Source organism: Pseudomonas sp. KnCO4 (assembly GCF_045344305.1).
Taxonomy (GTDB): Bacteria; Pseudomonadota; Gammaproteobacteria; order Pseudomonadales; family Pseudomonadaceae; genus Aquipseudomonas; species Aquipseudomonas anuradhapurensis.
Window position 1 is genome coordinate 3,879,948 of record NZ_CP174199.1, and the last position, 12,613, is coordinate 3,892,560.

General features: G+C 62.6%; 9 protein-coding genes and 4 tRNA genes. All 13 read right to left on the reverse strand.

Annotated elements, in window-relative coordinates; all coding sequences use genetic code 11:
* Positions 1–126 precede the first annotated feature (126 nt).
* A complete protein-coding gene (gene mgtE / locus ACJA3S_RS18085; RefSeq protein ID WP_170031207.1) occupies positions 127–1,569 on the reverse strand; it encodes a magnesium transporter in 1,443 nt (480 codons plus the stop codon).
* Positions 1,570–1,993: 424 nt separating this feature from the next.
* Positions 1,994–2,070: transfer RNA gene (locus ACJA3S_RS18090), tRNA-Arg, on the reverse strand.
* 70 nt (positions 2,071–2,140) lie between these two features.
* Positions 2,141–2,217: transfer RNA gene (locus ACJA3S_RS18095), tRNA-Arg, on the reverse strand.
* 72 nt (positions 2,218–2,289) lie between these two features.
* Positions 2,290–2,366, reverse strand: a tRNA-Arg gene (locus ACJA3S_RS18100).
* Positions 2,367–2,472: 106 nt separating this feature from the next.
* Positions 2,473–2,563, reverse strand: a tRNA-Ser gene (locus ACJA3S_RS18105).
* A gap of 72 nt (positions 2,564–2,635) precedes the next feature.
* Positions 2,636–2,824 (reverse strand): carbon storage regulator CsrA, encoded by a 189-nt coding sequence (gene csrA, locus ACJA3S_RS18110; protein WP_003254503.1) that lies wholly within the window; start codon positions 2,822–2,824, stop codon positions 2,636–2,638.
* Between the two features lie 167 nt (positions 2,825–2,991).
* On the reverse strand, positions 2,992–4,227 hold the full coding sequence (locus ACJA3S_RS18115) for an aspartate kinase (RefSeq protein ID WP_170031209.1): 1,236 nt from the start codon (positions 4,225–4,227) through the stop codon (positions 2,992–2,994).
* Between the two features lie 84 nt (positions 4,228–4,311).
* On the reverse strand, positions 4,312–6,936 hold the full coding sequence (gene alaS / locus ACJA3S_RS18120; protein WP_406819489.1) for an alanine--tRNA ligase: 2,625 nt from the start codon (positions 6,934–6,936) through the stop codon (positions 4,312–4,314).
* Between the two features lie 418 nt (positions 6,937–7,354).
* On the reverse strand, positions 7,355–8,362 hold the full coding sequence (gene astE / locus ACJA3S_RS18125; RefSeq protein ID WP_406819490.1) for a succinylglutamate desuccinylase: 1,008 nt from the start codon (positions 8,360–8,362) through the stop codon (positions 7,355–7,357).
* A gap of 10 nt (positions 8,363–8,372) precedes the next feature.
* A complete protein-coding gene (locus ACJA3S_RS18130; RefSeq protein WP_003254508.1) occupies positions 8,373–8,663 on the reverse strand; it encodes a topoisomerase II in 291 nt (96 codons plus the stop codon).
* A 14-nt stretch (positions 8,664–8,677) separates the two neighbouring features.
* Entirely contained in the window at positions 8,678–10,027 is a 1,350-nt protein-coding gene (astB, locus tag ACJA3S_RS18135) for an N-succinylarginine dihydrolase (RefSeq protein WP_170031215.1), read from the reverse strand.
* Between the two features lie 23 nt (positions 10,028–10,050).
* On the reverse strand, positions 10,051–11,514 hold the full coding sequence (astD, locus tag ACJA3S_RS18140) for a succinylglutamate-semialdehyde dehydrogenase (protein WP_406819491.1): 1,464 nt from the start codon (positions 11,512–11,514) through the stop codon (positions 10,051–10,053).
* Positions 11,515–12,543 carry an arginine N-succinyltransferase gene (astA, locus tag ACJA3S_RS18145; RefSeq protein WP_063912885.1) on the reverse strand — a complete coding sequence of 343 codons (1,029 nt, stop codon included), beginning with the start codon at positions 12,541–12,543 and terminating at the stop codon, positions 11,515–11,517.
* Positions 12,544–12,613: the final 70 nt, after the last annotated feature.

Below are 12,613 nucleotides of genomic sequence, written 5' to 3' on the forward strand. Positions count from 1 at the left end.
TGTCGCGATGGGCCGCAAAGCGGCCCCAAAAATCCATGCAGCGCTGCTGAAGTCCTGGGGCCGCTTTGCGGCCCATCGCGACACAAGGCCGCTCCTACAGGGATCGCGTAGGCCGCAAAGAGCGGGTTACAGCAGGAACAGCGTGGCCAGGCCGAGGAAGATAAAGAAGCCGCCACTGTCGGTAACCGCAGTGATCATTACGCTGGAACCCATTGCCGGGTCGCGGCCCAGGCGCGTCAAGGTCATCGGAATCAACACCCCCATCAAGGCCGCCAGCAACAGATTCAAGGTCATGGCCGCAGTCATCACCAGGCCCAGCGACCAGCTACCATACAGCCAGAACGCCACCACCCCGATCACCCCACCCCAGATCAGGCCGTTGAGCAGCGATACCGCCAGCTCCTTGCGCATCAGGCGGCTGGTATTGCCTGGCGACACCTGGTCCAGCGCCATGGCGCGCACGATCATGGTGATGGTCTGGTTGCCGGAGTTGCCCCCGATACCCGCCACGATCGGCATCAAGGCGGCCAGCGCCACCAGTTTCTCGATCGACCCTTCGAACAGGCCGATCACCCGCGAAGCGACAAAGGCAGTAATCAGGTTGATCGCCAGCCATGCCCAGCGGTTGCGCAGCGAACGCCAGACCGAGGCGAAGATGTCCTCCTCCTCGCGCAGACCGGCCATGTTCAGCACTTCGCTTTCGCTTTCTTCACGAATCAGGTCGACCATTTCGTCGATGGTCAGACGGCCGATCAGGCGCTCGTTCTTGTCCACTACCGGCGCAGACACCAGGTCATAACGCTCGAAGGCTTGTGCCGCATCGTAGGCATCTTCCTCGGGGTGGAAGGACACCGGGTCGGTCGCCATGACCTCCGCCACCTTCTTCTCCGGGTCGTTGACCAGCAGGCGCTTGATCGGCAACACGCCCTTGAGGATGCCGTCATAGTCGACCACGAACAGCTTGTCGGTGTGGTTCGGCAATTCTTTCAGGCGGCGCAGGTAGCGCAACACCACTTCCAGGCTGACGTCTTCGCGGATGGTGACCATCTCGAAGTCCATCAACGCACCGACCTGCTCTTCGTCGTAGCTCAATGCCGAACGCACGCGCTCGCGCTGCTGGGCATCGAGGGTTTCCATCAACTCGTGGATAACGTCACGCGGCAGCTCGGGCGCCAGGTCGGCCAGCTCGTCGGCGTCCATTTCCTTGGCGGCAGCGAGCAGCTCGTGATCGTCCATGTCGGCGATCAGCGATTGCCGCACGGCGTCGGAAACTTCCAGGAGGATGTCGCCATCGCGATCCGAGCGCACCAGCTGCCAGACCGTCAGGCGGTCTTCCAGGGGCAAGGCTTCGAGGATATAGGCGATGTCGGCGGGGTGCAGGTCATCGAGCTTGCGCTGCAGCTCGACAAGGTTCTGACGGTGAACGAGGTTTTCCACCAAGTCGTGGTGGGCACCTTCCTGACGGTGCGTCAGGTCTTCGACCACGCGCTGGCGTTGCAGCAGTTCGACTACCTGGGCCAGGCGGTCCTGCAGGCTTTCCTGCGCTTTTTTTACTTCTACTTCAGTCATAGGCGAACTCCACTCCCAGCAGCGGAGCACGCCGGGAGAATCAATCGGTCAGATCTTTCTGTACGAATCTTGTTAGCGAGTAACTACTGGGTAAGTCCATGGTGGTTTTCCACAAGCCCCGGCGGGGCTGACGGGCGCAATCATACACTGCTAAAGCTGTCAGATCGCTGAAAATTTTGGCCAGAACAATCGTTTGCGTGATAAAGCTGGGACAACGCTCGAAGCTATCAGTGCGACGGCGGGTCTGGCGGTTAAAGCACATTTGTTGTGCCTGGATGTGTATGCCTGACGGTTGATCTCCGGCCCTACCCGGCCGCAAAGCCAAACGCCACATCTACAGGAGAGCTTAGATCGACATCGCCAACAATTCATTGGCGAAGAAAACAAAAAGCCCGCTCAATTGAGCGGGCTTCTTGATGGGGTATGGCGGACTCAGGAGGATTCGAACCTCCGACCGCTCGGTTCGTAGCCGAGTACTCTATCCAGCTGAGCTATGAGTCCGTGGTGGTATTTTTAGACCAGGTTACCACTGGTGGTTGAAGGTGCTTTGCAAGCAGAGCCACTTCAAAAGTGGCGGACTCAGGAGGATTCGAACCTCCGACCGCTCGGTTCGTAGCCGAGTACTCTATCCAGCTGAGCTATGAGTCCGTGGTTGGTATTTTTAGACCAGATTACCACTGGTGATTTGAAGCAGCCTTGCAATCAAAGCCACTTCAAAAGTGGCGGACTCAGGAGGATTCGAACCTCCGACCGCTCGGTTCGTAGCCGAGTACTCTATCCAGCTGAGCTATGAGTCCGTGTCTTGCCGCGCATTATAGGTCGCTGAAACATTTTTTCAAGAACTTTTTCGTTTAAAATCAACTACTTAGCGTTCTTACTGTTTGCAGCGCCCTAAGCGAATAATGGCGGTGAAGGGGGGATTCGAACCCCCGATACCCTTATGAGGTATACTCCCTTAGCAGGGGAGCGCCTTCGGCCACTCGGCCACCTCACCGCAACACGAGGCGAATATTAAACACAGCCTTCCTCGTTTGCAACCCTTTTTTTGAAAAAAACTTCAAAAAAATTAAAGGCTTGGCTCCTCGTCCTTCTCCTTCTTGATCCGCAGGTAGATTTCCTCGCGGTGAACGGCCACTTCTTTCGGGGCGCTGACGCCGATACGCACCTGGTTGCCCTTGACGCCGAGCACCGTCACGGTGATCTCGCCGTCTCCAATGATCAGGCTCTCGGCGCACCGACGAGTCAGAATCAACATAGCTTTCTCCTTACGCGAAACATACAGGGATAACAGTCTTGGGTGTCGCGGCCTGGCCGTGGACGACGACTCGGGCCTTGGTTGCCCGCCACGCAGGCTTGGACAGGGCCTGCGTGGCAAGCAGAAACGCGAAGGGCGCGGCAAGCCGCGCCCTTCCAGGCAGCGATTTACTCGCTCTGTCGTGCCGGAGCGTCGAGTTCGAACGCGGTGTGCAGCGCGCGTACGGCCAGCTCCAGGTACTTCTCTTCGATCACCACCGAAACCTTGATCTCGGAGGTGGAGATCATCTGGATGTTGATGCCCTCCTTGGCCAGGGCTTCGAACATGCGGCTGGCAACACCGGCGTGCGAACGCATGCCGACGCCAACGATCGACACCTTGGCGATCTTGGTGTCGCCGATCACTTCACGGGCACCGATTTCACGCGCGGTGTTTTCCAGCACGCTCTGCGCCTTCTCGTACTCGTTGCGGTGTACGGTGAAGGTGAAGTCGGTGGTGTTATCGTGGGCAACGTTCTGCACGATCATGTCGACCTCGATGTTCGAGGCGCTGATCGGGCCGAGGATCTTGAAGGCCACGCCCGGGGTGTCCGGCACGCCGCGAATGGTCAGCTTGGCTTCATCACGGTTGAAGGCGATACCGGAAATGATCGGCTGTTCCATGGATTCCTCTTCATCAATGGTAATGAGGGTACCCGGACCCTCCTTGAAGCTGTGCAGCACGCGCAGCGGAACGTTGTACTTGCCGGCGAACTCCACCGAACGGATCTGCAGCACCTTGGAACCGAGGCTGGCCATTTCCAGCATCTCTTCGAAGGTGATCTTCTCCAGACGGCGGGCCTGTGGCACGACGCGCGGGTCGGTGGTGTAGACGCCATCGACGTCGGTGTAGATCTGGCACTCGTCGGCCTTCAGCGCCGCCGCCAGGGCCACGCCGGTGGTGTCGGAGCCGCCACGGCCCAGGGTGGTGATGTTGCCGTGCTCGTCGACGCCCTGGAAGCCCGCTACCACGACCACGCGGCCTTGCTTGAGGTCGGCACGGATCTTCTGGTCGTCGATCTGCAGGATGCGCGCCTTGTTGTGCGCGCTGTCGGTGAGGATGCGCACCTGGTTGCCGGTGTAGGACACCGCTGGCACACCACGCTTGATCAGGGCCATGGCCAGCAGGGCAATGGTGACCTGCTCACCGGTCGACACGATCACGTCCAGCTCGCGTGGAACCGGCTGATCGCTGATCTGCTTGGCCAGGTCGATCAGGCGATTGGTTTCACCGCTCATGGCCGACAACACAACCACCAGGTCGTCGCCCGCCTCACGGTGTTTCTTGACCTTATCGGCTACCTGCTCGATCCGCTCGATGGAACCGACAGAGGTGCCGCCAAATTTCTGTACGATCAACGCCATTTCAATGGTGCCTCAGCCCATACAGGGCCCCAAAAAACAATCCAACATGGGTCGGCCAGCGACTAGACCACTGGCCGACCCATCTCAAAGTCCCTGCTCTGCGAATGGCACGGCCAGCGCCAGGGCCTGGTCCAGTGCAGCGACGTCGACGCCACCACCCTGGGCCATGTCCGGACGGCCACCGCCCTTGCCACCCACCGCCGCAGCGGCTTGTTTCATCAGATCGCCAGCCTTGAGTTGGCTGGAGAGGTCCTTGGTCACACCGGCCACCAGCACGACCTTGCCCTCATGCTCGCTGCCCAGCAGGATCACTGCGTGGCCGAGCTTGTTCTTCAGTTGATCGACCAGCGCCAGCAAGGCCTTGCCGTCCTGCCCGTCCAGGCGGGCGGCGAGCACCTTGGCGCCCTTGACCTCAACGGCCGCGTTGGAGAGATCATCCCCGGCGGCGCTGGCGGCCTTGGCCTGCAGCTGTTCCAGCTGCTTCTCCAACTGGCGGTTGCGCTCGAGCACAGCCGACAGCTTGTCGATCAGGTTGTCACGGTTGCCTTTGACCAGTTGCGCGGCTTCCTTGACCTGCTCTTCGGCAGCGTTCAGGTAGGCCAGCGCCGCTGCGCCGGTTACCGCTTCGATACGGCGCACGCCAGAAGCCACGCCGCCTTCGCTGATGATCTTGAACAGGCTGATGTCACCGGTGCGCTTGGCGTGGATACCGCCGCACAGTTCCACCGAGAAATCGCCGCCCATGCTCAGCACACGCACGGTGTCGCCGTACTTCTCACCGAACAGCGCCATGGCGCCCTTGGCCTTGGCGGTCTCGATGTCGGTCAGCTCGGTTTCCACCGCAGTGTTCTTGCGCACTTCGCGGTTGACGATGTCTTCCAGGGCCTTGATCTGCTCCGGTTTCACCGCCTCGAAGTGGCTGAAGTCGAAACGCAGGCGCTGGCTGTCGACCAGCGAGCCCTTCTGCTGTACGTGCTCGCCCAGCACCTGGCGCAGCGCTTCGTGCAGCAGGTGGGTGGCCGAGTGGTTCAGCGAGGTGGCGTGCTGCACCTCGGCATCGACCCTGGCATCGACCGACGAACCGATCAGCAGCGCACCGCTGGCGACCACGCCGTGGTGCAGGAAGGCACCGCCAGTCTTGGTGGTGTCGCGCACGTCGAAACGTGCAGCGCCGGCCTGCAGGTAGCCGGTGTCGCCCACCTGGCCGCCGGACTCGGCGTAGAACGGCGTGCGGTCGAGCACGACCACGCCCTGCTCGCCTTCACCCAGCTGGTCGACGGCCTGGCCGTCCTTGTACAGGGCGATGACCTTGCCCTGGCCTTCGGTAGCGTCGTAGCCGAGGAACTCGGTAGCGCTGTCGACCTTGACCAGGCTGTTGTAGTCCATGCCGAAGGCGCTGGCCGAGCGGGCACGCTCACGCTGGGCGTCCATCTCGCGCTCGAAGCCGGCTTCGTCGATGGTCAGCTCGCGCTCGCGGGCGATGTCGGCAGTCAGGTCCATCGGGAAGCCATAGGTGTCGTACAGCTTGAACACCACGTCGCCCGGTACCACGTCGCCCTTCAGCTGCGCCAGGTCCTGCTCGAGGATACGCAGGCCCTGCTCCAGGGTCTTGGCGAACTGCTCTTCTTCGGCCTTGAGCACGCGCTCGATGTGCGCCTGCTGGCTGTTCAGCTCGGGGAAGGCTGCGCCCATTTCGGCGACCAGCGCGGCCACGATCTGGTAGAAGAAGCTGCCCTTGGCACCCAGCTTGTTGCCGTGGCGGCAGGCGCGGCGAATGATGCGGCGCAGCACGTAGCCACGGCCTTCGTTGGACGGCAGCACGCCGTCGGCGATCAGGAAGCCGCACGAACGGATATGGTCGGCCACCACTTTCAGCGAAGCCTGGCCGTCATTGCTGCAGCCGATGGCCTTGGCCGCGGCCGCCAGCAGGTTCTGGAACAGGTCGATCTCATAGTTCGAATGCACGTGCTGCAGCACGGCGCTGACACGCTCCAGGCCCATGCCGGTGTCCACCGACGGCGCTGGCAGCGGGTGCAGCACGCCATCGGCGGTGCGGTTGAACTGCATGAAGACGTTGTTCCAGATCTCGATGTAGCGGTCGCCGTCTTCTTCCGGCGAGCCGGGTGGGCCGCCCCAGATGTCCGGGCCGTGGTCGTAGAAGATCTCGGTGCACGGGCCACACGGGCCGGTGTCGCCCATGGTCCAGAAGTTGTCGGAAGCGTACGGCGCGCCCTTGTTGTCGCCGATGCGCACCATGCGCTCGGCTGGCACGCCGACTTCCTTGGTCCAGATGTCGTAGGCTTCGTCGTCAGTGGCGTAGACCGTTACCCAGAGCTTTTCCTTGGGCAGGTTCAGCCACTTTTCCGAAGTCAGGAAGGTCCAGGCGAAGGTGATGGCGTCGCGCTTGAAATAGTCGCCGAAGCTGAAGTTGCCCAGCATCTCGAAGAAGGTATGGTGGCGCGCGGTGTAACCAACGTTTTCCAGGTCGTTGTGCTTGCCGCCGGCGCGCACGCACTTCTGGCTGCTGACAGCACGGGTGTAGGCACGCTTCTCCGCACCGAGGAAGCAGTCCTTGAACTGGTTCATGCCGGCATTGGTGAACAGCAGGGTCGGGTCGTTGTTCGGGATCAGCGAACTGGAGGCGACTCGGGTATGTCCCTGCTCTTCGAAGAAGCGAAGGAAGGCTTCACGGATTTCTGCGCTTTTCATAGGTTCTTCCACGGAAACGGCAGCCCTGTTGGGCAAACGCGTCGACGAAACGACGGCAAAGGGCCGCATTATATCGGTCCTGCGGTCTCGATGCAGTGTGTTTATACGATAGAAACCATCGTTTGGACGGTTTTTCGGGCTATGCAAACGAAAACGACATGGCCGGATGCTAAAGCCTGCCTTTCGCTACTGGCAAGCCAATTACCGCTCAGGGGGAGGGAAAATGGAACAGGCGGTGAATTAAAAGAGTTTCATGGGCTGCCATTCCGGGCAAAGGCCTGTGTAGGAGCGGCCTTGCGTCGCGATGGGGCGCAAGGCCGCCCCGGCAATTTCAGCCTGGTCGCCAATGTTGCCGGGGCCGCTGCGCGCCCCATCGCGACGCAAGGCCGCTCCTACACCAAACCTTTGCCCATTAGCGCTAGCCGAGGCGCTGCCCTGAATCCGGCACGATCAGGATACCGGCGCGCAAGCCGTTCTTGACCTTGGGGTTGGGGAAGATGATACGCGCCCCTTCCTCCTCGACCACCCAGCGCGTTTCCGCCAGGTCCTCGGCCAGCAGGTAGCCCTTGCTCAGCTCGGAGAAGTTCTCGATGTCCGCCGGCAGATGCAGGTGGAAGCTGTCGCTGTGCTTGATGATCTCGCGGGAAACGCTGAACAGCTGCAGGCCATCCAGCGAACCTTCGCCTTCCGGCTCGGTGTGCTCGATGATCTGGATCAGGCGCTGTTCCAGCTTGTCGAGGTTGACCAGTTCGTTCTGGCCGAACGGGCGGGCCTTGCCCAATTCCAGGGTAAAGGCTTCGGCTTCCAGTTGCTCATAGGTGAAGGCACTGAAGGTAATGGACGACTTGCTCTGCAGCAGCACCGCCTGCATCCCCGCTGCTGCCAGGCGTGCCAGCTCATCACGGGAATGCTTGCGCCCCTCTTTATAGGGGTACAAGGCGAACTGCTCGATCTTCGAACCGCGAATGGCCGTATGCAGGTCGTAATGCAGGCGCTTGCGCCCCGGCTTGCTGAAAAACACCCGGGCGAACTGTTCCAGCTCCGCGGCACGCAAGGCCTCGAAGCCACTGGACAGCTCGTGGCGGCCGTTGAACAGGCGGTTGATGTCCTGCTCGATGAAACGCTCACCCTTGCGGATCGCCGCTGGGTTACCGAACAGGAACAGCACTCGCGCCCGGGGAATGATCTTGCCCTTGGCCACATCGTGCAGCAGGCGCTCGAGCAATTCGATCGGTGCCGTTTCGTTGCCGTGGATACCGGCGGACAACAGCAAGTCGAGCCCGCAATCGTCGCTTTCGGCCGGGCGCACTTCCAGCGCGCCCTCGCCTAGCCAGCGCAAACGCACGCCCTTTGGAGTCACTTGGGTCTTCTCGGCCGGTTCGTGATCGGTGAGGGTCAGCTCAAGCAATTTGCCAAGGGCGAGCATAGGGACTTCCTTAGTGGTGGTGGCCGCAGTCGGGGCCATGGACGTGATCGTCGTCTTCGCCAAGCTCCGCCGGCTCCATTTCCAGTTGCAGGCTGACCAGGTTGGTGGCCATCGGCCGCAGCAACAGGTTGGCATACTCGGTGTCGTCTTCCTCGACATCCACGCCGATCAACAGCTGGCCACGGCCATCCTGCTGAATCCACACTTCCTTGCCTTGCCAGACCACGGCAAAGCGGGTGCAGGAAGTCTCCAGCTGGGTGCCGTCTTCATCTTCGAGGATCAGGCGCAGGGCGTCGGTCATTGCAAAGTCTCTCTTCAAGGTTGGCGTTGGAACGGATAAACCGAGCCCAACTTCAGGATCTGGGTCAACTCGTCCAGCGCCGTACGGCATTCCAGCAACAGCTGCGGGTCGGCCAGGTCCGCTTCGCCAAGGCGGTCGCGGTAGTGCTTGTCGACCCACTGCACCAGGGTGTCGTACAGCGGGGCGGTCATGATAACGCCTTGGTTGACCGCTGCCAGTTCCGTTTCCTTCAACGCCACGCGCAAACGCAGGCAAGCCGGGCCACCGCCGTTCTGCATGCTCTGCTTGAGGTCGAACACCTTGACCTCCTTCACCGGGCCGCCCTGGCTGGTCAGCTGGCCCAGGTAGGCCCAGACCCGTTCATTGTTGCGGCACTCTTCCGGCACCACCAGCAGCATGGAACCATCCTCACGGCTGAGCAGCTGGCTGTTGAACAGGTAGGACCGCACCGCGTCCTCCACCGTCACCGCTGCGCGTGGCACGCAGATGGCCTGGAAGTTGCCACCCTTGCTGGCCAGTTTAGCTCGCAGCTGGCCAAGTACCGTGTCGGTCTGGAGGAACGCATCCTCGTGGTAGAACAGCACTTCGCCGTTGCCCACCGAGATCACATCGTTGTGGAACACGCCCTGGTCGATCACGGCCGGGTTCTGTTGAGCGTAGACCACGCCATCGTCGCTCAGGCCATGCAGCCTGGCCACCGCCTGCGAGGCTTCCAGGGTTTGCCGGGCCGGGTACTTCTGCGGCGCCGGGTAGCGGCTGTCGAACGCACTGCGGCCATAGACGAAGAACTCCACGCCAGCCTCGCCGTAGCTGCGGCAGAAGCGCGTGTGGTTGGCCGCGCCCTCGTCACCGAACTGGGCCACCGCAGGCAGCGCCGCATGGTGGGCAAAATGCCGCTCATCGCTGAACATGGCCCCGAGCACGCGGCTGGTGGTCGGGTGCTCGATGCTGCGGTGGTACTTGCAGTTGAGGTTGGCAGCGGTGAAGTGCACACGGCCATCGGCCGTGTCGGCACTGGGGCTGACGGTGGCGGCGTTGGCCACCCACATGCTCGAGGCCGAGCAGCTGGCCACCAGCAATGGCATGGCTTCCCTGGCAGCGCGCTGGATCACTTCGGCATCGCTGCCGCTGAAGCCCAGGCGGCGCAGCGCGGCCACATCCGGGCGCTCCTGCGGCGCCAGTACGCCCTGCTTGAAGCCCATGTCGGCCAGCGCCTTCATCTTCGCCAGGCCCTGGCGCGCGGCTTCGCGCGGGTTGGACCCCTGCTGGCTGTTGCTCTGCGAAGCCACGTTACCGTAGGACAGGCCGCCGTAATTGTGGGTAGGCCCCACCAGGCCATCAAAATTCACTTCATAGGATTTCATCGGCTAGGCTCCGAGACCTGTTGTTATAGGGTGACGCCCGGCGTGAGGGTCGCCGGCAAGGCAAGGCTGGCGGTCTCCAGCGAGGCCACGGGGTAAGCGCAGTAGTCAGCGGCGTAATAGGCGCTGGCGCGGTGGTTGCCACTGGCGCCGACACCACCGAACGGCGCGCTGCTGGCGGCGCCGGTCAGCTGCTTGTTCCAGTTGACGATGCCAGCGCGGCTGCGCAACCAGAAATACTGGTAGCGGGCGCGGGAGTCGGACAGCAAACCGGCAGCCAGGCCGTACTGGGTGTTGTTGGCCTCTTCGATGGCGGCATCGAAGTCGGCGTAGCGAATCACCTGCAGCAGCGGGCCGAAGAATTCTTCGTCCGGCCGCTCGCTGACGGCACTGACATCGAGGATGCCCGGGGTCAGCAGCGCGGCATCGGCCTGCGGCTGGGTCATTTCCAGCAGCTTCACGGCGCCCTTGGCAACCAGCTCGGCCTGGGCCGCCAGCAGCGCGCGCGCCGCCTGCAGCGAAATCACCGACCCCATGAACGGCGCCGGCTGTTGGTCGAACGCCCCCACCGTGATGGTCTTGCACACCTCGACCAGGCGCGCGATCAGCGCATCGCCCCAGCTGCCTTGTGGGACCAGCAGGCGACGGGCGCAGGTGCAGCGCTGGCCAGCGGAAATGAAGGCCGACTGGATGATGGTGTATATCGCAGCGTCGAGGTCCTTGACCTGGTCCACCAGCAGCGGGTTGTTGCCGCCCATCTCCAGCGCCAGGATCTTGTCCGGGCGGCCGGCGAACTGCTGGTGCAGCAGGTTGCCAGTACGGCTGGAGCCAGTGAAGAACAGGCCGTCGATACCCGGGTTGGCGGCCAGCGCCACGCCGGTTTCACGCGCGCCTTGCACCAGGTTCAACACCCCCACCGGCAGGCCGGCGGCAATCCAGCAGTTGACGGTCAGCTCGGCGACCTTGGGGGTCAGCTCGCTGGGCTTGAACACCACGCAGTTACCCGCCAGCAGGGCTGGGACGATATGGCCGTTGGGCAGGTGGCCAGGGAAGTTGTACGGGCCGAACACCGCCACCACACCGTGGGGCTTGTGCCGCAGCACAGCCGTGGCATCGGCCAGCGGGCCGCTCTTCTCGCCGGTGCGCTCGCGATAGCTTTGCACCGAGATCGCCACCTTGTTGATCATGCTGGTGACTTCGGTGGCCGACTCCCACAGCGGCTTGCCGGTTTCCTCGCCGATGCACTGGGCCAGCGCTTCGGCATGCGTCCTGAGCTGCTCGGCAAACTTTTCCAGCACCTCGATACGCGCGTCCAGGCTCAGTTGTGCCCAGGCCGGGAAGGCCTGGCGGGCGGCCTGTACGGCGGCGTCCACCTGGCTGGCGTCAGCGCCCTGGCCTTGCCAGATGACGGACTGCGTTACCGGGTTGAGCGACTGCAGGGTTTCGCCCTGGCCAGCCTGCCAGTTGCCGGCGATGTAATGCGTGGTCATTTATTTGGCCTCCCGGCTTGCCGACAGCGGCACCGCGCGCACATTGTCGCCAGCACCCATGCGCAGGCGCTTGGCCGTCAGGGGGTCGACCACCAGGGTACCGGCGGCCAACCGCGCAGGTGCAGCCGTGATGCGGCAGTCGTCGCGCTTGCGGTTGTGAATGATGTATGGCGTGGCGTCATCGCCCGGCGTGCCCACGGCCAGCACCAGGGTCTGGCTTTCGCGCACGGCGCGGATCTTGTCGGTGTCGCACTCGATGGCAGGGCCAGCGTCGAAAATGTCGACGTAGCCCTGGTAGTTGAAACCTTCCTGCTTGAGCATGGCCAGCGCCGGCTCGGTGTCCTTGTGCACGCGGCCGATGACGTTGCGGGCCGCCTCGGACAGGAAGCAGGTGTACAGCGGGAACTTGGGCATCAGCTCGGCGATGAACGACTTGTTGCCCACGCCGGTGAGGTAGTCGGCCTGGCTGAACTCCATCTTGAAGAAGTGCCGGCCCAGGCTTTCCCAGAACGGTGAACGCCCCTGCTCATCGGACATGCCGCGCATTTCGGCGATGATCTTCTTGCCGAACAGCTCGGGGAACTCGGCCATGAACAACATGCGCGCCCGCGACAGCAGGCGGCCATTGAGGCCCGAGCGGTAGTCGCTGCGCAGGAACAGCGAGCACAGCTCGGAGTTGCCGGTCAGGTCGTTGGCCAGGAACAGGGTGGGGATTTCGCGGTAGATCTTCAGCTCCTGCGAGGCGCTGACGGTCAACCCGACCCGGTAGTTGTACCAGGGCTCGCGCAGGCCGACGGCACCGGCGATGGCACTGATGCCCACTACCAGGCCTTCGTCGTTTTCCAGCACGAACAGGTAGTCGGTGTCGGCGCGCTCGGCTTCGCCACGGAAGCTTTTTTCCGCCCAGCCAACGCGATGCCCCAGGCGCTCTTCGTTGGCCGGCAGCGTGGTCAGCCCGGTGGTCCCGGTGCTGCGTGCCAATTCGATCAACGCAGGCAAATCGCTGCTGCGTACAGGACGAACGATCATGCTATCTCCTTGTGCGACGGCGGCGGCCGGCGCGAAACTCTGCTAACGCATCAATCCGCAAACGTCTGTT

Bases quoted from the DNA above. Each gene is read 5' to 3' on its own strand.
- mgtE (WP_170031207.1), bottom strand. From the start codon at position 1,569: ATGACTGAAGTAGAAGTAAAAAAAGCGCAGGAAAGCCTGCAGGACCGC.
- csrA (WP_003254503.1), bottom strand. From the start codon at position 2,824: ATGTTGATTCTGACTCGTCGGTGCGCCGAGAGCCTGATCATTGGAGAC.
- ACJA3S_RS18115 (WP_170031209.1), bottom strand. From the start codon at position 4,227: ATGGCGTTGATCGTACAGAAATTTGGCGGCACCTCTGTCGGTTCCATC.
- alaS (WP_406819489.1), bottom strand. From the start codon at position 6,936: ATGAAAAGCGCAGAAATCCGTGAAGCCTTCCTTCGCTTCTTCGAAGAG.
- astE (WP_406819490.1), bottom strand. From the start codon at position 8,362: ATGCTCGCCCTTGGCAAATTGCTTGAGCTGACCCTCACCGATCACGAA.
- ACJA3S_RS18130 (WP_003254508.1), bottom strand. From the start codon at position 8,663: ATGACCGACGCCCTGCGCCTGATCCTCGAAGATGAAGACGGCACCCAG.
- astB (WP_170031215.1), bottom strand. From the start codon at position 10,027: ATGAAATCCTATGAAGTGAATTTTGATGGCCTGGTGGGGCCTACCCAC.
- astD (WP_406819491.1), bottom strand. From the start codon at position 11,514: ATGACCACGCATTACATCGCCGGCAACTGGCAGGCTGGCCAGGGCGAA.
- astA (WP_063912885.1), bottom strand. From the start codon at position 12,543: ATGATCGTTCGTCCTGTACGCAGCAGCGATTTGCCTGCGTTGATCGAA.